This is a genomic window from Streptomyces gilvus, from assembly GCF_022513565.1.
In the GTDB taxonomy this organism is placed as follows: Bacteria; Actinomycetota; Actinomycetes; order Streptomycetales; family Streptomycetaceae; genus Streptomyces; species Streptomyces gilvus.
In genome coordinates, this window is the sequence record NZ_JAKWBE010000014.1 from 16,254 (window position 1) to 39,160 (window position 22,907).

Consider the following 22,907-nt stretch of genomic DNA (forward strand, 5'->3'; position numbering starts at 1 on the left):
GGCTGACACCACGTGTTTCCCCGTGCATCCCTGTATCTCCGAACCCTCATCAGGAGAACGCGAGGCCGGCCGAACGAGGACGACGGGCAGGAAGCTGCGTGGCCGGCCGCAAGCACGCTGGACGAATGGGAACGGATGACGTCCGGCCCTGAGACGGCGAGCCCGTCCACAACGCCGGTCTCTCCCACCATCGCCGGTCCGTGGGACCGATCTCCCGGACTGATCGTCATGCAGGCGCCCGACAGGCACCGGAAGCATGGGAACTACCCCTTCGTGACCAGGAAAGAGCAAATCAACGTGCGAATGGGCATGGACGAGCGGACAGCACCCCAGGACGACGACGCGGAACCGGAGGAGTCGAAGGAGGCGGTGCGGGCCGCGCTCCTGGACGCCTGGACGGCGGGGTTGACGGAAACGGACGGCCAACGGTGGCTCAACAGCGTCCGGTTCCCCGGCGTCCCCATCGGCGGGCTTCCTCATACAGACCGGCCTCTTTCATCCGTTGACCTGACCGGCCCGCCGCCCAACTGAGTACCGCAAGGACGTCTGGACGTACCTGTGTTCCGTGAAAGAACCGAGTGGCTCTCCTTCGTACCGACGGACATCGAGGCCGGCGGATCGTGAGGCCCCAAGCCGATCCGTTGACGCTGACGCTGACGCTGACGCTGACGGGCATGGTCGTCACCGTCGTATCCGTCTCCGCCACCGCACCGCTCACCGCCTACGCCAGCGCCTCACCGCTCGCCACGACCTTCTGGCGCAACGCACTCGGTTTCGCCACCCTCGGTCCGCTCCTCCTCCTGCTGTTACGTCGCCGCGAAGCACCGGCGGCCGGGCCGATCGGTGATCGTGGTACGTGCAAAATGGAGGGTGAGATGACACCGGCAGGAAGCCGACGGCGAACCGGTGCGCCCTCAGGCCCACCGTCCGCACCCGCTGCACGGCACTCATGGTGATCGCGGCCCAGAGGGCATATGCCGAAACGGCTTCAGAGTCGAACAGATAGGCATTAGCAGGGTCGCCTCTCCCCGAGCCACCATGGTGGGGCCGCTGCGAGGAGCCGAAACGGCCACCGCTGCCCGAGCGGCCAGGCACGACGTCGACACACCAGGACGGTCGGCGAGCGCCCAGAGTCGGAGGTGGGCACAACGTCGTCCTTATGTCATATACACACCATTCGCCGCGAGACCGGCAGCCATCGGAAGCGGTCCGCGACACGGTCACCCGAATGTCCAGCTGCGGAAGCAGGTCCGCGTTTGCGACATCGGCCTCGCATCCGGCCTGCGGGGCCGCCGCGCCCCACGAAAGGAACCATCATGGGATCACGCCGGCACCGGGGCAGGGGCACGTCGTGCACCGAGCACGCCCCGAGCTCCGTGGCACGCGACGGCGCGGCATCGAGCTCGTACCTCCCGGTTCTCGCCGGTACATCATGACCAACCGATCCGAGCGCGCTGCCGTCGAAGCAGCGGCATTGCGCGACACGCTGGAACGTCTCGACGCCGATGCCGTGGCACAGCGAATGCAATACGAACTTCGCCGATCACCTGAATACGTGAGCTTTGCACGGGACTTCGAGCCTTCCGTTCTTCACACGGCGCTGCGCCGGCACGCTCGCCTCATTCTCCGCTGGATGGTGAGCGGCACCCCACCGGACGCCTACGACCTGTCGGAGGTGTACGAGCGGGCGCGGGAGTGGGCCGCCGCAGGGCAGTCGCTGGACGGTGGACTGCTCCTCCATCGCCGGGGCGCGCGCGCCTTCTGGGACGCTGTGCTCGGCCTGACCGCCGAGGAGGGGCGAGCGCGGTTGGCTGACTGGGCCGACACGGGATGGCACCACCTCGACAGCTACCTCGACGTGGTCACGATGGTGTTCACGCAGGCCTACGCGGACCAGGCGGACCTGCCGTCCGCACAGGGCGACCGCCGGGCCCACACCCTCTTCGACCGTCTCTGCGCCCGCCTGCCGATCACCATGGAGGACCAGGAACGTGCCGCCCGGCTGGGCTTCGATCTGACGCCTCCGTACGTGCCTTTCGTCGCGCTGCTCGACACATCCGCCCCCACCGAGCGCGCCGAACTGGCGGGGCGCCTGCGCACCGCCGGGGCCCTGGCCTTCGTCGAGGACGTCCGCGTCACCGGACTCACCGGTCCCGCATTCGACTGGTCCGCGTTCCTGGCCGACAGGCGCCTGCTTTTGGCGCAGGACCTTCCGACCGGACGGACCGGCCTTCAGACGGCAGTCGACAACCTGCGTCTGCTGGTCGCCGTCGCGGCGCGGTCCCATCAGCGCGGAAGCGTCCGGGTCGAGGAATTCCTGCCCCAGCTGCTCCTGGCGAACTCTCCCGAACTGGCCGACGCGGTGACCCGGCGGGTCTTCGGCCCGCTGACGGGCGGGGACAACGGCGAGCTGACGGCCACCCTCACTTGCCTGGCCGAGAACCAGTTCGACAGTGCCTCGACCACAGCCGCCCTTCATATGCACCGCAACACCCTGCGGTACCGGATCAAGCAGATCGAGAAGCTCACCGACCTGGATCTGCAAAGCCACAGGGACCGCGAACTGGTGTGGCTCGCGGTGATCTGGGCGCAGGTCTCCGCCCAACCGCCCGGACCGCGATCCACAGGGAACAACCAGTCCTCGGCGGCATCGAGAGGCGACACCTCCCTCGGGCCCGACCAGTACAGCAAGAAGACAACGATGAGTTGATCCGATGGAAGACTTGCGGAAGGCCCGCCAAAGCGAGTGACCTTAGGTTGTGAGCTCGGCGGCCGGGAGCTTCACGCCTTTGTGCGACCGTGGCGCGCCCAGCTCACCATTGCGAGCGGCAGGCTGCGCTCAGTCCTCGGTGGGCCGCCACAGCCAGCGCAGCGCATCAGGTAGCAGGACGCCACCGTGGTTGGGGCTGTGGCCGCCGTCTCCTAGAACCAGGCGGAAGTCGTAGCCGGCTTCAGCGAGAGCGGCTGCCACGCGCAGGTTTTCGGCGAGCCAGTTCCGCTGCGGCTCGTTCCAGCGCAGGTCGCGGTGGCCGCCTTGCAGGAAGATACGCAGCGGCTTGCGGGGGATGCGTGAGATGAGGTCCGGGAAGGGATTGCCGTCCGGCATCTGCGCGAAGCTGGACAGGTACCCGATGACACGGCGGAACTTGTCCGGACGCAGCCACGCGGCGGTGAAGGCGCAGTTGCCGCCGCTGCTCCCACCGCAGATGCCCCACTGTTCGGGCGACTGGGCGATGGCATAGCGCGTCGCGACCTGCGGGATGATCTCGGTGAGGAGGAAGGTGACGTACCGGTCGTCGAAGGCGTCGTACTCGTTGTTGCGGTTCTTCGGGTTCTCCGCGTCGGGGAAGATGCCGGGCTCGACGAACACGCCGATGGTGACGGGGATGTCGCCGCGGTGCATGAGGTTGTCCAGGACGATCGCGCCGCGTACCTCCCCTGCGGGGTCCAGGTACCACCATCCGTCCTGGAACACCATCAAGGATGCCGGTACCGCTGGGTCGTACTGTGCAGGCACGTGCACCCAGAACTTCCGGAAGGTTCCCGGGTAGACCTCGCTGCTCCTCCACTCGAACTCGACCGTCTCGCCGGCGGGCACACCCGGTTGTGGAACGGAGTCGGGTCCGTGGACGTAGCGCACGTCAGTCTGGTCGAGCGGAAGTGGCTGGTAGGGCATCTCCGTGGTCACGGGGAACAACCGTAGGCCGATCACCACTCCTGACCGCAAGCGGTTTTCGCCCGGACGCTCCACCTCGTGCAACGGGCGTGTGGAGCGGTGTAGGTGACGATGTCGGGCAGCCTCACCGGGCCCGTACCGCCGGCTGCCCGACGAGGTAGTGGACGTCGCCCGCAGCACCGTCGCCCCCATCAACCCGGACGGCGCCCAGCTCCTCGCCCGTGCGACGCCACGTCCCGCGGCGCAGCAGCCCGGCGGCCGTCGGCGCTGCTGTTCGCGCGGTTCTGCCAAGGCGCCTACCCGACCAGGGCGTCCTCGACCGTTGCCCGGACATCCAGCACCTTGTCGGATCCGGTGAGCTCCAGTACGCGCCGCAGCTGCGGCGAGGGCGCAGCCACCCGCAGACTCGTCTGCCGGTGCACGCGCAGCAGCAAGGTCAACAACAGCGAGTCGGCGAACGTGACGCCGGCGGCGTCCAGTACCACGCGCGAATGCTCGCGAGCGGCTGCATGCAGGACGTCGGTCAACGGATCCGAGGTGTTCATGTCGAACTCGCCGCGGGCGACGACCACCGCGGTCTCTCCCAGCTCATACTGGATCACCGTCGCATCCGGCCGGTCGCGGCCGGGCGACGAATCCAGCGATCCAGGCCCGTCCGTCCCACCGGTCATGTGCCCCATTATGTCGGTCCCACCAGCCGGTGATCCATCCACGAAGACCGAAAGCATGGGCCCCGGAGCCCGTAGCCGTCGGTCGCCGGAGCCCGTCTCCCGCTGGGAGGCGAACCCCAGCGGACCCCGGCTCGTCCCCACGACCCACCCGGCGAGCGAGCGCTGGCAGCTGCACCGGTGCCCCGTCCACGAGGGCCCGCCCGAGCGGAGGTGGAGGCCGGTCGGCTCCCCCGTCGGGGGCGATGACCAGGATGCCGCCGGGTGCGGGGATCTGGGCGGGGGTGGTGGACAGCGCCAAGGTCACCGGCACCTACGACCACCGCAAGGTCACCGGCACCACCTACGTCGAGATGGGGTGACACCGAGGCCGTCGGCGACGCGGGGCTGCGCCGGCAGTGCGGGCTGCGCTGAAAGCCCTACGACGGCGTGAGTCCGAGTCGCTCCGTCAGTTCGCGGGCGCCGACGCCGTACGTCTCGCGGATCCGTACACCGCCGGGGCCGACGTCGAAGACCGCGTGGTCGGTGTAGACGCGGCTGACGCAGCCGAGGCCGGTGAGCGGGTAGGCGCACCGCGGTACGAGCTTGGGCTCTCCGGTGCGGGTGAAGAGGGTCATCATCACGTAGACGTCCTTGGCGCCGATGGCGAGGTCCATCGCGCCGCCGACGGCCGGGATGTCGTCGGGCCTGCCCGTGTGCCAGTTGGCGAGGTCGCCGTTGAAGGCGACCTGGTAGGCGCCGAGGACGCAGACGTCGAGGTGTCCGCCGCGCATCATGGCGAAGGAGTCGGCGTGGTGGAAGTACGCCGCTCCGGGCAGCTCGGTCACCGGGACCTTGCCGGCGTTGGTCAGGTCGGGGTCGATCGCGTCGCCCTCGGCCTTCGGGCCCATGTTGAGCATGCCGTTCTCGGTGTGCAGCACCACCCCGGAATCGGCCGGGAGATGGTCGGCGATCTTGGTGGGCTGTCCGATACCGAGGTTGACGAAGGAGCCGGCCGGGATGTCGCGGGCGATGACGGCGGCCAGTTCGTCCATGGAGAGCCGGTGGTCGGCACCGGTCGGCACCCCTGCGTACGTGGTCATCGTGCCCCCTGGACGGTGTACTGACGGGCCGTCACCTGGACGACGCGGTCGACGTAGATGGACGGGGTGACCACGGCCTCCGGATCGAGCGTGCCGGGTTCGACGACCTTGTCCACCTGCACGATCGTCGTCGTGGCGGCCGTGGCCATGACGGGGCCGAAGTTGCGGGCGGTCTTGCGGTAGACCAGGTTGCCCAGGGTGTCCGCGGCATGCGCGGCGATCAGCGCGTAGTCACCCTTGATGGGGTACTCCAGCAGGTAGGTGCGGCCGTCGATCTCCCGCACCTCCTTGCCCTCGGCCAGCGGCGTGCCCACCGCGGTCGGGCAGTAGAACGCGCCGATGCCGGCACCCGCCGCGCGCATCCTCTCGGCGAGGTTGCCCTGCGGCACCACCTCCAGCTCGATCTTCCCCGCGCGGTAGAGGTCGTCGAAGACCCAGGAGTCGGCCTGGCGCGGGAAGGAGCACAGCACCTTGCGCACCCGGCCGGCCGCCAGCAGCGCGGCCAGACCGACATCGCCGTTGCCGGCGTTGTTGGACACGATCGTGAGGTCCTTCGCTCCCTGCCGGATCAACGCGTCGATCAGGTCGAACGGCATTCCGGCCAGGCCGAATCCGCCGACCAGGACGGTGGAGCCGTCCTCGATCCCGGCGACCGCCGCGTCCGCGCTGTCGACGATCTCGGCCCGGCTCACCGGCCCGCTCCCGTCGTGTCGCAGTTCTCGAGGACTACGGCCAGGCCCTGGCCGACCCCGATGCAGATCGTGGCGACGCCGTAGCGCTGCCGCGTCTCCCGGAGCACCTTGGCGAGGGTGGCGAGGATGCGGCCGCCCGAGGCACCGAGCGGGTGGCCGATCGCGATGGCGCCGCCCTTCTGGTTGACGATCGCGGGGTCGATCTTCCAGGCGTCCAGGCAGGCGAGCGACTGCACGGCGAAGGCCTCGTTGAGCTCGACCGCGCCCACCTGGTCCCAGCCGATGCCCGCCCGGGCCAGCGCACGGTTGGCGGCCTCGACCGGGGCGTAACCGAAGGACTGCGGCTCCAGCGCCATCACCCCGCGGCCGGCGATACGGGCGAGCGGGTCGGCTCCGATCGCGGACGCGGCCTTCTCACTGCCCAACAGCACCGCGGAGGCACCGTCGTTGAGCGGGCTGGCGTTGCCCGCGGTGATGGTGCCGCCCTGGTCCGGTGTGCGGAAGACCGGCTTCAGCCCGGCCAGCACCTCGGGGGTGGAACCGGGCCGGATGCCCTCGTCGCGGGTGAGGTCGACGCCCTCGACCGGTGCCACGAGGTCGTCGTAGAAGCCCGACTCCCAGGCAGCGTGGGCGAGTTGGTGGGAGCGGGCGGCGAACTCGTCCTGCCCCTCGCGGGAGATCCCGAAGCGTTCCCGGAGCTGCTCGTTGGACTCGCCGAGGCTGACGGTCCACTCCTTGGGCATCCGGGGGTTGACCAGCCGCCAGCCGAGCGTGGTCGAAACGGCGGTGACATCGCCGGCCGGAAACGGTTTCGCCGACTTCGGCAGCACCCACGGCGCCCGTGTCATCGACTCGACGCCGCCGGTCAGCACCACCTCGGCATCGCCGGACTCGATGGTCCGGCTGGCCGTCATCGCCGCGTCCAGGCTGGAGCCGCACAGGCGGTTGACGGTGGTGCCGGGCACGCTCACCGGAAGCCCGGCGAGCAGCGCGGCCATGCGGCCGACATTGCGGTTCTCCTCGCCGGCGCCGTTGGCGTTGCCCCACACCACGTCGTCGATCGCGGCGGGGTCGAAGCGGGGCACGCGGGCCAGGGTGGAGGTGATCGCGGCGGCGGCGAGGTCATCGGGGCGTACCCCGGCCAACGCCCCGTTGAAGCGGCCGAACGGCGTCCGGGTCGCGGCGTAGAGGAAAGCACTCATGACAACGACGCTAAGCCCGCGGCCCGATATCCTGAAGTACTCATATCCATGACGATTGATATGGACCACATATGGATCTGCGCCACCTGCGGTACTTCGTGGCCGTGGCCGAGGAGCGCCACTTCGGCCGCGCGGCCGAGCGGCTGCACATGGCCCAGCCGCCGCTGTCCCAGCAGATCCGCCAGCTCGAGACGGAGCTGGGCGTCGAACTTCTCCACCGCACCACCCGCCGAGTCGACCTCACCGAGGCCGGCCGCGCCTACCTCGAGCGGGCGCGCGCGATCCTCGCCGACGTCGACGAAGCCGCCCACCACGCACGGCTCGTCGCCGCCGGCTCGGTCGGGCACCTCACCATCGGGTGCGTGGGCTCGGCGACGTACAGCCTCCTGCCCGCGCTCTCGCGCCGGCTCACGGAGGAACTGCCCGGCGTCGACTTCTCCTTCCGCGGTGAGATGCTCGCGCCCGACCAGGTGGAGGCGCTGCGCACCGGCGCGATCGACGTCGCGCTGTTGCGCCCGGTGGCCGCCGACCTCTCCCTCACCGTGCACACCCTGCGCCGGGACCGGCTCGTCGTGGCCGCACCGGTCGACCACCCCCTCGCGCACCGAAAGCGGCTGCGCGCCGCGGATCTCGCGGGTACCGACCTGATCGTCCATTCCGCGGGCCGCCGGTCGGTGATGTACGACGTCGTCCTGGGCCTGTTGCGCGAGGCCGGCGTCGAGCCGCACATCCGCCACGAGGTCGGCGAGACCTCGACGCTGATCACGCTCGTGGCCGGCGGTCTCGGCGTCGCCGTCGTCCCCGAGCCCGTGACCGCGCTGACGCTCGACGGAGTCGCCTATCTACCGCTGACCGGCGCCGACGCACGCGTGGAGCTGGCCGTCGCCCACCGAACCGACCGCGCCGAACCCCACCTGGCCCGGACGGTCAGGATCATCCGGGCGACTCTGTGAGCCGCCGCCCATGCGGCCGGCAGACCGGGCAACCCTGTCCAGTGGCGCATGCGGATGAACTCCGCCGGCTGGAACGCCTCGGGGCCGGCGACCTCCACCCGCCGTCCACAGGTGCGCCGACCGCGGCCGCGGAAGACGATGGGCTGGATCCTGGCGTCGGGCAGACGCACGCTGTCCCCCTCGGTGACACCGTCGGCGAACCCCTCGGCAGCCGGGCACGGCGGGCCGCGGCATGTCACGCTCGTGCCAGGCGTACGGCCGCGGCCATCATGCCGCTCATGGGGGGGGGACCGCAGTCCCGCGTACCGAGGCCGTCGCCCCCGATCACGGTCCATGCGGAGGTCGACCGGATACAGTGCGCGAAAGGGCAGCCCTGTCTGGAGGGGAAGCGTGACCGACACCAGCGACACCCGGCCCGCGGAGGGCGAGGCACAGGCACCGCGGCGGAGCCCGCTGTACCGCCTGATGCGCTACATACCCCTGATCGCCCCCGTCCTGCTGTGGACCGTGCCCTGCTGGGTGCTCCTGTACGCGGGCCAGCACTGGCCGCTGCCCGTCACGCTGACCGGCACCGCCCTGTTCGCCCTCGGCCTGGCCGGTATGCCGCTCGCGATGGTGCGCGGCCACGGCCGGCGCCAGCAGGACCGGATGGCGATCGTCGGGGACACCCTGCTGGGCGGCAGCTGGATCCTGTTCACCTGGTCGGTGCTGCTCGGCGTCCTCCTGCGGCTCGCCCTGACGGTGGCGGGCGTCGGCGAGAGCCAGGACCGGGCCCGGATCGTCACGTGGGCCGTCCTCGCCGTGGCCGCCGTACTGCTCGCCTGGGGGTACGCCGAGGCCCGCCGCGTGCCACGCGTGCGCCGACTCGACGTGCGACTCCCGCGGCTGGGCGCCGGGCTGGACGGGCTCCGGGTCGTCCTCATCACCGACACCCACTACGGCCCGCTCGATCGCGCCCGCTGGTCGGCACGGGTGTGCGAGACGGTGAACGCGCTGGAAGCCGACGTGGTCTGCCACACCGGCGACATCGCGGACGGCACGGCCGAACGCCGCCGCGCCCAGGCCGTCCCCCTGGGCACCGTGAAGGCCACCCGGGCCCGTGTGTACGTCACCGGCAACCACGAGTACTACAGCGAGGCCCAGGGCTGGGTCGACCTGATGGACGAACTGGGCTGGGAGCCGCTGCGCAACCGCCATCTGCTGCTCGAACGCGGAGGCGACACCCTCGTGCTCGCCGGCGTCGACGACGTCACCGCCGAGTCGTCCGGCCTGGCCGGCCACCGCGCGCACCTCGCCGGAGCGCTGGACGGCGCCGACCCCGACCTGCCCGTCCTGCTCCTGGCCCACCAGCCCAAGTTCGTCGACCGGGCGGCAGCCGCCGGTGTCGACCTCCAGCTCTCGGGCCACACCCACGGCGGCCAGATCTGGCCCTTCCACCACCTGGTCCGCCTCGACCAGCCCGCCCTCGCCGGCCTCACCCACCACGGCCCGCGCACCCTCCTCTACACCAGCCGCGGCACCGGCTTCTGGGGCCCACCGTTCCGCGTCTTCGCACCCAGCGAGATCACCCTGCTCGTCCTCCGCTCCCCGCACCGGCCCACCTCGCCGTAGCCGGGAACTGCGACGTCAGTCCGCCCACTGACCGAGTATCACTGTCAGGACGACGTACATGGCGATCCGGCTGGGAGGGCCGGCGGCGGGAACCGCCCCGGTGTCAGCCGCCGAGGGCCGCTCCGAAGGACGCCCCGGCCTCGTCGGCGCGCAGTGAGTCCGGGCCGAAGAGGATCGAGCGGTCGCCGGACGGGCCGTGGGCGCCGCCGTACAGCACGCCGACCGCTCCGACGCCCTTCCACTTGCCCGGAGCGCCCACGGCCAGGTCGGTCGTTCCGTCGCCGTCGTAGTCGCCGAGCGCCAGCGTCGAGCCGAACCGGTCCCCCGTCTCGGCGACGCCGACGACTCCTTCGGTGTCGGGGGAGATCGTCCGCGCCCGGGAGCCGTTCAGCTCGGAGCCGGTGCGTGGAAGGCGATGGCGCGGTGCGACAGGCCGGTCCGCGCGCCGAAGACCACGGTCACCGATCCGGCGCCCCGCACGTCGCCTGCCGTCGCACCGCTCGCGCCGACGACCAGGTCCGCGTGGCCGTCGCCGTCCATGTCGCCGAGCGCGAGGGCGGAACCGAACCGTTCGTGGGCCCGCGGCTCACCGGGGACACCGGGGTACGCCCGGCTGAGGACCTGGTGCCTGGCGACATGGACCCCCGTCTTCGAGCCGAAGGCCAATCCCACGTATCCCGCACCGTCCTTGCCCCGGACAGCCGCGCCCGGCGCCCCGACGGCGAGGTCGTCGTAGCCGTCACCGTCGACGTCGGCGGCCCTGCCGGAGCCCACGGTGGCCGCCGCCACGCTCACCCCGCCCGGCGTTCCCGTCCCCGCCGCCCACTGCCGGATCCCCGCCACGGCGGCCCCCGCGAGCAGGAGCCCCGCGACAAGGGCACGTAACGGGCGTCTGCGCATGTCCACCGCCTCTTCCACGGTCCGTCGTCTCACCGCCCGGGCCTCCGGCCACGGCCCCCCTACTCCACGAGCGACACCCTGAGCGGCTCCCACTCCACGCGTGTCCGCGCCCCGTCACGCGCCCAGGTGACCTCCACCCGGGAGTCGCTGACCTCCACACCGGAAACGGCCTCCCGCAGCGCGACCGGCTCCGTGGCGAGGGCGGCCAGGGACACATGGACGGTCGTACCGCCCGTGCGGCCGGTCAGGCGAGGGACCTGGGCCCAGCGGGTGCAGGCCGTCCCCTGGGGTGCGCGGATCGAGGTGGGCTCCTCGTCCCAGCCGTGCAGGGCGTGCAGGGCCGAGACGAGGGGTTCGTCCGGGCCGGTGGCCCAACCGGTCTGCGTGGCCCGCGAGTTGGCGGGCGCGCCGAGGACACGGTGGATGCGGAGTTCGTACGGCCCCCGGGCCACCGTCACGCTCTCCACGCGCAGTCCCGGCACCATCGGCGGGCCCCCGGCGTAGACCGGCCGGTGCCAGGAGGCGGCCCAGCCCCAGCCGCCACCACCGCCCGCTCCCAGCGGACGCACGCGGCACCGGACACTCCCCCGGCCGCCCACCTCGACGGACAGGTGGTTGTCGGCGGTGTTGCCCTTCGCCGTGGGTCCCGTGTGCGTCGAGTACGCCAACCGCCCGTAGTGCGGATCGTCCGCGTCCGCCGAGTCACCCTCGTGCGGCCGCACATGGTCGGTGCCGTGGTTGTGCAGTCGTACGATCCCGTCGGCGCGGGTCGACTGGAGCAGAAGGCCGGGTGCGGGCAGCGCGAGGACCCGGTCGGCCGTCTCGACCGGCGCGGGCTCCTCGGGGTCGGTCCACAGCGGATGGTTCGGCGGGGCGAGCAGGGCGACGAACGCCTTCGAGGCCCAGTACGGCGAGGAGGGGCCGGAGTAGGTCTGCAGGGTCGCCTCGTGCGGGCCGTACCAGCCCAGGCTCAGCAGGCCGTCCTCGGTGAGGGCGCCCCGGTCCAGGAAGTGCCGCAGGCTGCCGCTGATGAGGCGGCGGGAGGTGCCCGGGGTGAGCGGGGTGTGGCCGGTGACGGCGCCGAGGCCGACGGCGGCCGAGGCGGCGAAGCGGTAGGTGAGGGAGCGGCCGTAGTGCAGGGGGGCGCCGTTCGCGGCGAAGAACAGGGAGAAGGCGTCGAGGTGTTCGCGCAGGCGGGCGCCGTACACGGCGTCGTCCGTGCCGGCCAGATGGGCGTCCAGGACCGGATACAGGTGCAGGGCCCAGCCGTTGTAGTGGTCGAAGGCCCGGGCGTCGCCGTCGGTGTACCAGCCGTCGCCGACGTACCAGCCCTCCAGCAGCTCCCGTGCGCGCTGCCGTACGGCCGCCGTCTCGGCGTCGGCGCGGCCCACCGACTCCAGGAACCCGGCGACGGTGTAGGGGAAGAGGTACCAGTTGTTCGGGGCGGGCGTGTGCCGCAGCGCGCCGCGCAGCCATTCCTCGGCGCGGTCCTGTACGTCGGCGTCGAGGTTCTTCCACAGCCAGGGCGCGGTCAGGCGCAGGCCGAGCGCGATCGACGCCGACTCGACCATGGGCTGGCCCTGGACGTGGTGGTCGAGGATGAGCGGCCAGGACTCGGTGTCGTCGCGGCCGGGTGTCCGGGTGCCGGCGGTGACGCCGCTCGCGTAGCGGTCCAGCCAGCCGTGCGGGTCGGCGCCGCCCGCTCCGGCGACGCGGAAGGCGGCGGCGAGGAAGGTGCGGGCGTAGCCCTCCAGGCCGTCGGAGCGCACGCCCGAGCGGGAGGGCCGTCCGGGCAGGTCGAGCAGGGCGCTGCCCGGGGTGCTCCAGCGCCAGGCGGCGGCCAGCAGACCGTCGGCGACGGCTTCCCAGTGGGCTCGGGTGTATCCGGTGTACGGGCTCGACTCCCGGTCTTCCGGGAGGAGTTGGAAGGGAAGGGTCATGCCGTGTACGCCAGCCTCTCGCGTCGTACGGGATGCAGGAAACCGGCACCGGCGACCCAGCGGGCCGTCTCGGCGACGGCGAGTTCGGCCAGGCGCCGCCACTCGTTGCCCTGGGAACCGGCCAGGTGCGGGGTGATGAGAACGTTGTCGCAGTCCCACAACGGGTGCTGCGGCGGCAGGACTTCGGGGGCGGTGACGTCGAGGACGGCACGGATGCGGCCGGCCCGGGCGGCGTCGGTGAGCGCGCCCTGGTCGATGACGGCGCCGCGTGCGGTGTTGATCAGCACGGAGCCGGGCCGCATCGCGTCGATCAGGGTCCGGCTGACCAGGCCGCGCGTGGCGGGCAGCAGCGGGGTGTGCACGCTGACGGTGTCGCCGCGCACGAACAGTTCCTCCAACTCCACACGTTCGGCGCCGAGTTCGGCCGCCTCGGCGTCGGTGACGTACGGGTCGTGCAGGAGGACGTCGAGGTCGTGGGGGCGCAGCAGCTCCATCACGCGGCGGCCGGTGAGGGAGGCGGAGAGGATGCCGACGGTGCGGCGGTGGTTGCCGACGGTGCGCGGGGTGCGCAGCCAGGGGGCGCGGACCCGGGTGGTGCGGTACTCGCGGGCGCGTTCCAGGACGTGTTTGCCGGTCAGCAGGATCATGGCGAGGGTGTACTCGGCGACCGGCAGGGCGTTGGCGGCGGCGGCCGAGGAGACCTCGATGCCGCGCTCCCAGCAGGCCTCGGTGATGTGTGCGCGGACGCTGCCCGCGGTGTGGACCACCGCACGCAGCCGGGGCGCCGCCGCCAGCACGGCCGCGTCCAGCGGCGGGCAGCCCCAGCCGGTGATCAACAGGTCGACGCCGGCGAGGACTTCGCGGGCGCGCGCGGTGGTGAGGTCGTCGAGTGCCGGGGGTGGGGCGAGGTCGCAGATCGCGGCGAGGGCTTCGAGGGACTCGGGGTCGAGGACGGCCGCGGCCGCGTCCCGGGACATGGCGAGGGCGGCGCGTGGACGGAACGTCGAGTCGGTCATGGGGGTGCGTTAACTCCTCAGCGAGCCGGGCTACTTGACGGAGCCCGCCGTCAGTCCGCTGCGCCAGAAGCGCTGCAGCAGGACGAAGGCGAGGATGAGCGGGAGGACGGCCAGCAGGGAGCCCATGATCACCACCGGGTAGTAGTCGGGCTCGACGGTGGCCTGGCTGTTCCACGTGTACAGGCCCAGGCTGACGGGATACAGGTCCTGGTTGGAGAGCATCACCATCGGGAGGAAGAAGTTGTTCCAGATGGCGGTGAGCTGGAAGAGGAAGACGGTGACCAGTCCGGGGCCGAGCATGCGCAGCGCCACCCGGGCGTACGTGGTCAGCTCCCCCGCGCCGTCGATGCGCGCGGCCTCCAGGACCTCGTCGGGGACGTAGCCCTGGCTGAAGATGCGGCCGAGGTAGACGCCGAAGGGGTTGAACAGGACCGGGATGAACACCGCCCAGAAGGTGTTGACGAGCCCGGTGCCGGAGGCCATCAGGTACAGCGGCAGGGCGAGGACGGTCTGCGGGACCATGACGGCCGCCAGGACCAGCCCGAACAGCTTCTCCTTGTGCCGGAAGCGGTACTTGTCGAAGGCGTAGCCGCAGGCCACGCTCACCAGGGCGCCGAGCGCCGCGCCGAGGACGGCGTACAGAAGGCTGTTGAGGTACCAGCGGCCGTACTGGCCGCCGTCCATGGCGAACAGGTCGTGCAGGTTCCGGCCGAAGGAGAAGTCCTTCAGGGACAGGATGTTGCTGCCGAACAGAGCGTCGCGGGTCTTGCCGGCGGCGAGCACCAGCCAGAGCACGGGCAGCAGGGTGTAGAGGACGGAGAGGGCGACCACGACGTTGACCGTGGCCCGGCCCAGCGTCCGCGGGCGCGGCAGGGTGGTGTCGGCGGCGCTCATCGGGCCTCCTCCGTGCGGTCGAGCCGGCTGGTCCAGCGGGTGACGGCGTAGGACAGGGCGATGGTGCACAGCAGCAGGACGACCGAGGCGGCGGCGGCCAGGCTGTAGTTGTTGCGGGTGAAGGCCGCGTCGTAGATGTACATGCTCGGCGAGAAGCGGGAGCTGATCATCGGGGAGGACTGGCTGAGCAGCATCGGCTCGGTGAACAGCTGCAGGCCCCAGATCAGGGTGAACATGGCGACCATGACGATGGACGCGCGCACCAGCGGGGTCTTGACCTGCAGTGCCGTGCGTACGGGGCCGGCTCCGTCGACGACGGACGCCTCGATCACTTCTCGGGGCACGGCCTGCAGGGCGGCGTAGAAGACCACCATGTTGTAGCCGAGGTTGCTCCACAGGGCGATGTTCACGATCGACGGAAGCACGGTGTGCAGCCCCAGGAAGTCGATCGTGATGTCGGCCTTGGCGAACAGTTCGACGACCGGGCTGATGCCGGGCGTGTAGAGGTAGAGCCAGATCAGGGCGGCGATGATGCCGGGCACGGCGTGCGGCAGGAACAGGCCGAGCTGGGCCGAGGCCCGCAGCCGCACGACCCCGGAGTCCAGCAGCAGCGCCAGGGCCAGGGAGCCGATCACCATGAGCGGGATGTAGACCAGGCAGTACAGGGCGACCGTGCCGAGCCCGGACAGGAACGTCGGGTCGGTCAGGACGGCCGTGTAGCTGCGGAACCCGACGAAAATGGTGCGGGCGGCGCCGAAGCCGAGGCCGGGGTGGTCGTCGCCGTAGAAGCTGAGGTAGACGGCGGTGCCGACGGGGATCAGGAAGACGGTCACCAGCAGGGCGAAGAAGGGCGCCATCAGGACGCCGCAGGCGCCGAGTTGACGGCGCCGGGCCGCCTTGCGGGTGCGGTGGGCGGGGGCCGGCGCGGTGCCGGGGAGTGCGGCGGGCGGGGCGTGCTGGGTGGTCGCGGCCACGGGGTTCACCTGCCTTTCGGGCGGCTCAGGTGGGGTGCGGATGCCTTGCAGGTGGCTCGAATGCGGTACGGGGGCCTTGCCGGTGGCTCAGGTGCTGTGCTGGGTGGTGGACAGGCCGAGGGCCTTCAGGTCGGGCATCGTGCCGTCCTGGGCCGCGCGCACCGCGTCGATGAGGCTGCCCTGGCCGCCGCTGACACGGGCGAAGCCGTCCTGCATCACCTTGCCGGTGGCGGTCATCCGCGGGCCCCACACCCAGCCGTCGCGGATCTTGCGGGCCTCCTGGTCGAAGAGCGTGTAGATGTCCTGCCCGCCGTAGTAGGAGCGGTCGAAGGCCTTGCGGTCGACGGGGACCAGTCCGGGCACGGCCGGGTACTGGCTGCTCGCGCCGCTGGAGAGCCGGGCGCGCAGTGCGTCGGGGTGGGAGACCTGCCACTCGATGAACTCCATGGCGGCCTCGGGGTGCCGGCTGTCCTTGGTGACGGCGAAGGTGGAGCCGCCGTGGGTGCCGACGGCCGGCCGGCTCTCGTCCCACTGCGGCAGCGGCGCGATCCGCCACTTGCCCTTCAGACCGGGCTGCGCCTTCATCTGCGCGCCGGCGTCCCAGGCGCCGGTGAGCCGGGTCAGCACCAGCCCGTCGGCGACCTGTGCGTCGTACTGGCGGCTGTCCATGGCGTTGACGAACACGACGTCCTCGTCCATGAGTTTCTGCCAGTACGACGCCACGCGCCGGGTGGGCGCGTCGGCGAGGGAGACGTTCCAGGCGCCGTGGGAGGTGTCGAACCACTGGGCGCCGGCCTGCCAGCAGTAGGCCGCGAACGGGGTGGCGAGGCTGTCGGTGGGAAACAGCGCCAGCCGGCGCTTGGGCGCCTTGCGTCTGACCGTGTGCGCGAGCTCGGCGAACTCGTCCCAGGTGCGCGGGACGTGGAGGCCGTACTGCTCGAACAGGTCGGCGCGGTAGTGCATGACCATCGGCTCGACGTCGAGGGGGACGCTGAAGGTGCGGCCCTGGAAGGTGGTGAGGCCGAGGGCCTGCGGCAGGAGTTTGGCCTTGAGGGTGTCGCTGATCATGCCGCTGATGTCGCGGGCGACGCCGTCGATGGCGAAGCCCGGTATCTGCGGGTACTCGATGGTGGCCACGTCGGGCGCGTTGCCGGCCCGGGCGGCGTTGGAGAGCTTGGCGTAGCCGCCCTGGGTGCCGGACGGGATCTGCTGGAAGTCGACCTGGACACGGTCGTGGGTGCGGTTGAACGCGTCCACCACCTGCTGGCTGCCCCGCAGGGCGGACCAGAAGGTGATGCGCGTGGTCCCGCTGGTGCTGCCCGCCGTGGTGGCGCCCTGTCCGCTGCAGGCGCTCAGGGCACCGGTCAGCGGCAGGGCGGCCATCGCGGCGAGCACGGATCGACGGCTGCGTCGACCAGGCATCGGGCCTCCCGAGGCTCCTGCGTGCCCGGGTGGGCACGACCTGTTCGAGTCACCGGAATCCTCCGTGGCCCACGAGAAACGGTCAATAGATCGATCAGAAGAAAATAAAGCGGTCAAACGCTCATCAGCGCCGACACGGCCCCTCGGGCCCCCGAGTCACAGGGCCCGCGTCGAGCCGCGCACCGTGAGGGTCGGCAGCAGTTCGACGCGCTGCACCGAGCGCGTCCCCTCGCCCCGGGTGCCGTCCAGGCGCCGCAGCAGCAGCTCCGCGGCCACCCGGCCGACCTCGCCCTTGGGCGGTGACACGGCCGTCAGCGGCGGGCTGCCGAGACCGGCCACCACGTCGTCGTAGGCGACGACCGAGCAGTCCTCGGGGACGCGCACACCGTTCTCGGCGAGCTGCTGCACCAGCATCAGCGCGTCCACGTCGCCGTGCAGGACGGCGGCCGTCGCGCCCGCCTTGCGCAACAGCGCGGCCAGGTCCGGCACATCGGTGGGCTGCTGGTCGAGGGCGCCGCGGGAGGAGCTCAGCGCCCAGGCCCACTCCTCGACCAGCGGGTGATCGCCGGCGATCTCGGTGAGCGCGGCGCGCAGGGTGCGGGCGGTGGGGCTGTCGTCGCGGGTCGCGAAGACCAGGCGCCGGTGGCCGAGACCGACCAGGTGCTCGACGGCGAGGTGGGCGCCGTACCAGTGGTCGGAGCAGACCGAGTCCATGGCGTGCAGGGCGCTGCCCTTCGGGGGGCGGCGCTCCATCAGCACGGCCGGCACGTCCAGCGCGGCGAGCCAGCGGTAGTCGTCCTTCTCCGCGACCGGGCTGCGCCAGCGGGGCGCGAGCAGCACCGCGCGGGCCCCGTCCGCGAGCGCCCGCTCCACCTGGGGGCGTTCGGCGCCGGGCACCTGCGGGGCGATGTGCAGGGCGACCCGCAGGCCGGCGGCGTCCAGGACGGTGCGGGCGCCGTGCAGGGCCTCGTAGAGGTAGGAGTGCCGCTCGGGCACCACCACGGCCACGGTGTCGCCCTCGCCTGCGGCGCGCTCGGGCAGTTCCTGGGCGGGCAGCGTGGAGCGGACCACGCCGTGGCCGCGCCGCAGCCTGCCCTCCCGGGTCAGCTCCTCGACGTCCCGGCGGACGGTCACCACCGACACCTGCAGTTCGGCGGCGAGGTCGGCGACCCGTGCCGTACCGCGTGCCTGCACCGCGGCGAGGATCCGCCGCCGCCTGAGATCGACCGGCTCACGCATACGGCCTCCGCCCCGGGAATGTTCGTTTGAGCGATCCGGCCACCATCATACGATCGCCCGCGACCAGCACCATCCCCTGGAGCGACATGGCCTGCCTGTCCAGCCACCGCCCGCGACGGGCGGTGTCGATCAGTGCGCGACAGGCGTCAGCGGCGACGACCCCGGCCTGGACGCCTCGGTCGTTCTCACCGTGCCGATGCCCCCTCGGGGCGACTTCCGGCCACGGCGGCCCTCACTCGACGCTCTGCTGGGTCCAGGTCCAGGCGTACTGCAGCCAGTCCGCCAGGGTCACCGCGCCCAGGCCCGCGCAGACCAGCCGGGTGGCCCGGGGGGCGGTGGTGTACCCGCAGACCAAGGCGCCGGCCGCCCAGACGGAGACGCAGAACGGGCAGGACACCAGGTCACCCACGGCCCGGCGCACCCCCGTGCCGCGCGGCTCGTCGATGACCTCCGCGGCCTCGCCGTCCCCCTTGCGCTCGGTGAACGGCGCCCGCACAAAGCTGGTGATCCTGTCGTTGGCCAGCAGCCTGGAGACCTTGTAGGTGGCCGCTCCCATCAGGGCGACGTCCCACGGCGGCACGTCCTGGGGCGGCCGCACGCCGCGTGCCCGGACCGCCGCGGTGAAGGCCGCGAGGCCGGTCGTGAAGGCGCCGGCGAGCACCGCGTACCCCGTCAAGGGGGTGTCGTCCCGATCGTCGTGGCGTGCGGTGTCGGCAGCAGTCATGGCGCCCTCTCCTGCGGTTCCGATGGGCCGTACCGGGTTTCCCGATACGGCCCATCGGAATCGTCGCGAAGAAGGGCTTCAGCCGATCTCGACCAGCAGGTCGCCGCCCTCCACCTGCTGGATCCGGTTGATGGCGAGGCGGGTCACGCGGCCCGCCCTGGACGCGGTGATCGCGGCCTCCATCTTCATCGCCTCGATGGTGGCCACGGTCGCCCCGGCGTCCACCTCGTCGCCCTCGGCGACCGCGAGGGTGACCACACCGGCGAACGGCGCGGCGACATGGCCGGCGTTGCCCCGGTCGGCCTTCTCGGTGGCCGGGATGTCGGAGGCTGCGGACGTGTCCCGCACCTGGATGGGCCGGAGCTGCCCGTTCAGGGTCGACATCACCGTGCGCATACCGCGCTCGTCGGCCTCGCCGACCGCCTCCAGCTCGATCAGCAGCCGCACGCCCGGTTCCAGGTCGACGGAGTACTCCTTGCCCGGGCGCAGACCGTAGAAGAAGTCCTTGCTGTCCAGGACGCTGGTGTCGCCGTAGGCGGCGCGGTGGGCCTCGTACTCCCGCGTCGGGCCGGGGAACAGGAGGCGGTTGAGGGTGGCGCGGGGCTCCTTGGCCAGGCCCTCACGGTCCTCCGGCGTCAGCTGCTGCACCGGCTTGGCCGGGCCGCGCCCCTCGAGCGCCTTGCTGCGGAAGGGCTCGGGCCAGCCGCCGGGCGGGGTGCCCAGTTCACCGCGGAGGAAGCCGATGACCGAGTCGGGGATGTCGTAGCGGTTGGGGGCCGCCTCGAAGTCCTCGGGGGTGACGCCCGCGCCGACGAGGTGCAGGGCGAGGTCGCCGACCACCTTGGAGGACGGGGTGACCTTGACCAGCCGGCCCAGGATGCGGTCGGCGGCCGCGTACAGGTCCTCGATCTCCTCGAAGCGGTCGCCGAGACCGAGCGCGACGGCCTGGGTGCGCAGGTTGGAGAGCTGCCCGCCGGGGATCTCGTGGTGGTAGACGCGCCCGGTCGGGGAGGCGAGGCCCGCCTCGAAGGGGGCGTAGATCTTGCGGACGCTCTCCCAGTACGGCTCCAGGTCGCCGACCGCCTGCAGGTCCAGGCCGGTGGGCCGGTCGGAGTGGTCGGTCGCGGCGACGATCGCAGACAGGGAGGGCTGGGAGGTCGTACCGGCCATGGAGGCGACCGCGCCGTCCACCGCGTCCGCGCCCGCCTGGATCGCGGCCAGGTAGGTGCCGAGCTGGCCGCCCGCCGTGTCGTGGGTGTGCAGGTGCACCGGCAGGTCGAACTCGCGGCGCAGCGCGGAGACGAGCTTGGCGGCGGCCGGGGCGCGCAGCAGGCCGGCCATGTCCTTGACCGCCAGGACGTGGGCGCCGGCCTCGACGATCTGCTCGGCGAGGCGCAGGTAGTAGTCGAGCGTGTAGAGGCGCTCGTTCGGGTCGGACAGGTCCGAGGTGTAGCAGAGGGCGACCTCGGCGACGGCGGTGCCGGTCTCACGGACGGCGTCGATGGCGGGGCGCATCTGGCCGACGTCGTTGAGGGCGTCGAAGATGCGGAAGATGTCGATGCCGGTGGCCGCGGCCTCCTGCACGAAGGCGTCGGTCACCTCGGTCGGGTACGGGGTGTAGCCGACGGTGTTGCGGCCGCGGAGCAGCATCTGCAGACAGATGTTGGGCACGGCCTCGCGCAGGGCGGCCAGCCGCTCCCAGGGGTCCTCGGCGAGGAAGCGCAGCGCGACGTCGTAGGTGGCGCCGCCCCAGCACTCCAGGGAGAGCAGCTCGGGCAGGGTGCGGGCGACGACGGGCGCGACGGCGAGCAGGTCCTTGGTGCGCACCCGGGTGGCGAGCAGCGACTGGTGGGCGTCGCGGAAGGTGGTGTCGGTGATGCCGATGGTCGGCGACTCGCGCAGCCATCGGGCGAAGCCCTCGGGGCCGAGCTCCACGAGCTTCTGGCGGGAGCCGGCGGGCGGCTCGCCCTCGGACAGCGGGGGCAACTTGGTGGTCGGCTCGATCAGGTCGGGACGCTCGCCGTGCGGCTTGTTGACCGTGACGTCGGCGAGGTAGGTCAGCAGCTTGGTGCCCCGGTCCGCCGAGGAACGCGCCGTCAGCAGATGCGGGCGCTCCTCGATGAACGAGGTCGTCACCCGCCCCGCCTGGAAGTCCGGGTCGTCCAGCACCGCCTGCAGGAAGGGGATGTTGGTGGCCACACCGCGGATGCGGAACTCGGCGACGGCACGCCGGGCCCGTCCGATGGCGGCCTTGAAGTCCCGGCCCCGGCAGGTGAGTTTCACCAGCATGGAGTCGAAGTGCGCGCTGATCTCCGTACCGGCGTGGGTGGTTCCGCCGTCGAGGCGGATTCCGGAGCCGCCGGGCGAGCGGTAGGCGCTGATGCGGCCGGTGTCGGGGCGGAAGCCGTTGGCGGGGTCCTCGGTGGTGATACGGCACTGCAGGGCCGCGCCGTGCAGCTTCACCGTCTCCTGGGACAGGCCGAGGTCGGCGAGGGTCTGGCCGGAGGCGATGCGCAGCTGGGCCTGGACCAGGTCGACGTCGGTGACCTCCTCGGTGACCGTGTGCTCGACCTGGATGCGCGGGTTCATCTCGATGAAGACGTGGTTGCCGTCCCGGTCGAGGAGGAACTCGACGGTGCCGGCGTTGCGGTAGCCGATCTCGCGGGCGAAGCGGACGGCGTCGGCGCAGATGCGGTCGCGCAGGGCCGGGTCCAGGTTGGGCGCCGGGGCCAGCTCGATGACCTTCTGGTGGCGGCGCTGGAGGGAGCAGTCGCGCTCGAAGAGGTGGATGACGTTGCCCTCGCCGTCGGCGAGGATCTGCACCTCGATGTGGCGGGGGTCGACGACGGCCTTCTCCAGGAAGACGGTCGGGTCGCCGAACGCGGACGCGGCCTCACGGGAGGCGGCCTCGATGGACTCGCGCAGCGCGGCCGGGTCCTCGACCCGGCGCATGCCACGGCCGCCACCGCCGGCGACGGCCTTCACGAACACCGGGAAGCCGATCTCCTCGGCCGCGCGCACCAGCTCGTCGACGTCGTTGGAGGGCTGGGAGGAGCCGAGCACCGGGACGCCGGCCGCGCGGGCGGCGGCGACGGCACGGGCCTTGTTGCCGGTCAGCTCCAGGGTCTGCGCGCTGGGCCCGACGAAGGTGATGCCCGCGTCCTCGCAGGCCTTGGCCAGCTCCGGGTTCTCCGACAGGAAGCCGTAGCCGGGGTAGACGGCGTCGGCGCCGGCCTTGCGGGCCGCACGGACGATCTCCTCCACCGACAGATAGGCCCGCACGGGATGGCCGGGCTGGCCGATCTCGTACGCCTCGTCGGCTTTGAGCCGGTGCAGCGAGTTGCGGTCCTCGTGCGGGAAGACGGCGACCGTCCTGGCACCCAGCTCGTAGCCGGCACGGAATGCCCTGATCGCGATCTCACCACGGTTGGCGACCAGCACCTTGCGGAACATCGCCGCTCCCTTCAGCCTGCCGATGACGTCCCCCATGGTGTCGGTGACATGCCTGGATGGCCATGTGAGGCGGGCCACTCAAGGGGTGATTTTCGGCGTCGCCGTGCTGATCTCCGCCGCGGCCTTCTCGATGGCTTCCCGGATCCGGCTGTAGGTGCCGCACCGGCAGACGCTCTCGATGCCGTCGATGTCGGCGTCCGTGGGGCGGGCTGTCCGCTTCAGCAGGGCGACCGCGGCCATGATCTGACCCGGCTGGCAGAAGCCGCACTGGGCGAGGTCGCGCTCCAGCCACGCCTGCTGCACGGGGTACAGGGTGTCGCCGTCGGCCAGGACCTCGATGGTGGTGACCCTCCGGCCCGCGCAGTCCTCGACCCTGACGACGCAGGGCTGGATCTCGTCGCCGTCGAGGTGGCTGGTGCAGGCGCGGCAGACGCCGGGTGTGCAGGCTCCGGGCGGGCAGG

19 protein-coding genes and 2 pseudogenes are annotated in these 22,907 nt (G+C 71.8%); 4 read left to right on the forward strand and 17 right to left on the reverse strand.

Features of this window, described 5'->3' with window-relative positions; translation table 11 throughout:
* Window positions 1-228: 228 nt before the first annotated feature.
* Both MKW14_RS21890 and MKW14_RS21895 read left to right on the forward strand, forming a co-directional pair.
* Window positions 229-531, forward strand: coding sequence for a hypothetical protein (locus tag MKW14_RS21890; protein ID WP_240864768.1), 303 nt, complete (start codon window positions 229-231; stop codon window positions 529-531).
* Between the two features lie 901 nt (window positions 532-1,432).
* Entirely contained in the window at window positions 1,433-2,710 is a 1,278-nt protein-coding gene (locus tag MKW14_RS21895; RefSeq protein ID WP_502628180.1) for a PucR family transcriptional regulator, read from the forward strand.
* A gap of 129 nt (window positions 2,711-2,839) precedes the next feature.
* On the opposite strand, the gene MKW14_RS21900 is transcribed toward MKW14_RS21895, so the two are convergent.
* The 5 genes from MKW14_RS21900 to MKW14_RS21920 all read right to left on the reverse strand — a co-directional run bounded on the left by MKW14_RS21900 (window position 2,840) and on the right by MKW14_RS21920 (window position 7,320).
* Window positions 2,840-3,688 carry an alpha/beta hydrolase gene (locus MKW14_RS21900; RefSeq protein ID WP_240864770.1) on the reverse strand — a complete coding sequence of 283 codons (849 nt, stop codon included), beginning with the start codon at window positions 3,686-3,688 and terminating at the stop codon, window positions 2,840-2,842.
* Between the two features lie 284 nt (window positions 3,689-3,972).
* Window positions 3,973-4,347 carry an STAS domain-containing protein gene (locus MKW14_RS21905; protein ID WP_240864771.1) on the reverse strand — a complete coding sequence of 125 codons (375 nt, stop codon included), beginning with the start codon at window positions 4,345-4,347 and terminating at the stop codon, window positions 3,973-3,975.
* Between the two features lie 416 nt (window positions 4,348-4,763).
* The gene (locus MKW14_RS21910) at window positions 4,764-5,426 is read right to left on the reverse strand and encodes a 3-oxoacid CoA-transferase subunit B (RefSeq protein ID WP_240864772.1); all 663 of its coding nucleotides are present in this window, start codon (window positions 5,424-5,426) and stop codon (window positions 4,764-4,766) included.
* Complete coding sequence (locus tag MKW14_RS21915; RefSeq protein ID WP_240864773.1) at window positions 5,423-6,118, reverse strand: 3-oxoacid CoA-transferase subunit A; 696 nt, start codon at window positions 6,116-6,118, stop codon at window positions 5,423-5,425. Before MKW14_RS21915 ends, MKW14_RS21910 begins: the two co-directional genes overlap by 4 nt.
* Window positions 6,115-7,320: a thiolase family protein gene (locus MKW14_RS21920; RefSeq protein ID WP_240864774.1), complete on the reverse strand. Its 1,206-nt coding sequence runs from the start codon at window positions 7,318-7,320 to the stop codon at window positions 6,115-6,117. Before MKW14_RS21920 ends, MKW14_RS21915 begins: the two co-directional genes overlap by 4 nt.
* A 71-nt stretch (window positions 7,321-7,391) precedes the next feature.
* Between MKW14_RS21920 and MKW14_RS21925 the strand changes: the two genes are divergently transcribed.
* Complete coding sequence (locus MKW14_RS21925) at window positions 7,392-8,273, forward strand: LysR substrate-binding domain-containing protein (protein ID WP_240864775.1); 882 nt, start codon at window positions 7,392-7,394, stop codon at window positions 8,271-8,273.
* A 390-nt stretch (window positions 8,274-8,663) separates the two neighbouring features.
* On the forward strand, window positions 8,664-9,884 hold the full coding sequence (locus MKW14_RS21930; RefSeq protein WP_240864776.1) for a metallophosphoesterase: 1,221 nt from the start codon (window positions 8,664-8,666) through the stop codon (window positions 9,882-9,884).
* A gap of 103 nt (window positions 9,885-9,987) precedes the next feature.
* On the opposite strand, the gene MKW14_RS21935 is transcribed toward MKW14_RS21930, so the two are convergent.
* The 12 genes and pseudogenes from MKW14_RS21935 to MKW14_RS21990 form a co-directional block, all read right to left on the reverse strand.
* Window positions 9,988-10,143, reverse strand: a complete 156-nt coding sequence (locus MKW14_RS21935; protein WP_240864777.1) for a hypothetical protein — start codon at window positions 10,141-10,143, stop codon at window positions 9,988-9,990.
* Between the two features lie 18 nt (window positions 10,144-10,161).
* Window positions 10,162-10,350: pseudogene (locus MKW14_RS41305) on the reverse strand (hypothetical protein); the annotation flags it as partial.
* On the reverse strand, window positions 10,272-10,817 hold the full coding sequence (locus tag MKW14_RS21945) for an FG-GAP repeat protein (protein WP_240864778.1): 546 nt from the start codon (window positions 10,815-10,817) through the stop codon (window positions 10,272-10,274). The gene MKW14_RS21945 and the pseudogene MKW14_RS41305, both read right to left, overlap by 79 nt.
* A gap of 26 nt (window positions 10,818-10,843) precedes the next feature.
* Window positions 10,844-12,724: a DUF2264 domain-containing protein gene (locus MKW14_RS21950; protein WP_240864779.1), complete on the reverse strand. Its 1,881-nt coding sequence runs from the start codon at window positions 12,722-12,724 to the stop codon at window positions 10,844-10,846.
* Window positions 12,721-13,740, reverse strand: coding sequence for a hydroxyacid dehydrogenase (locus MKW14_RS21955; protein ID WP_240864780.1), 1,020 nt, complete (start codon window positions 13,738-13,740; stop codon window positions 12,721-12,723). The genes MKW14_RS21950 and MKW14_RS21955 overlap by 4 nt, the downstream gene beginning before the upstream one ends.
* A gap of 30 nt (window positions 13,741-13,770) precedes the next feature.
* Window positions 13,771-14,634: a carbohydrate ABC transporter permease gene (locus tag MKW14_RS21960; protein WP_240864781.1), complete on the reverse strand. Its 864-nt coding sequence runs from the start codon at window positions 14,632-14,634 to the stop codon at window positions 13,771-13,773.
* On the reverse strand, window positions 14,631-15,608 hold the full coding sequence (locus tag MKW14_RS21965; protein ID WP_240864782.1) for a carbohydrate ABC transporter permease: 978 nt from the start codon (window positions 15,606-15,608) through the stop codon (window positions 14,631-14,633). Before MKW14_RS21965 ends, MKW14_RS21960 begins: the two co-directional genes overlap by 4 nt.
* 87 nt (window positions 15,609-15,695) lie before the next feature.
* Complete coding sequence (locus MKW14_RS21970; protein WP_240864783.1) at window positions 15,696-17,030, reverse strand: ABC transporter substrate-binding protein; 1,335 nt, start codon at window positions 17,028-17,030, stop codon at window positions 15,696-15,698.
* Between the two features lie 156 nt (window positions 17,031-17,186).
* Window positions 17,187-18,269, reverse strand: a complete 1,083-nt coding sequence (locus MKW14_RS21975; RefSeq protein WP_240864784.1) for a substrate-binding domain-containing protein — start codon at window positions 18,267-18,269, stop codon at window positions 17,187-17,189.
* Between the two features lie 232 nt (window positions 18,270-18,501).
* On the reverse strand, window positions 18,502-18,993 hold the full coding sequence (locus MKW14_RS21980; protein ID WP_240864785.1) for a DUF1360 domain-containing protein: 492 nt from the start codon (window positions 18,991-18,993) through the stop codon (window positions 18,502-18,504).
* Between the two features lie 78 nt (window positions 18,994-19,071).
* The gene (locus tag MKW14_RS21985) at window positions 19,072-22,446 is read right to left on the reverse strand and encodes a pyruvate carboxylase (protein ID WP_240864995.1); all 3,375 of its coding nucleotides are present in this window, start codon (window positions 22,444-22,446) and stop codon (window positions 19,072-19,074) included.
* 78 nt (window positions 22,447-22,524) lie between these two features.
* Window positions 22,525-22,884, reverse strand: a pseudogene (locus tag MKW14_RS21990) ((2Fe-2S)-binding protein); the annotation flags it as partial.
* Between the last annotated feature and the right edge of the window lie 23 nt (window positions 22,885-22,907).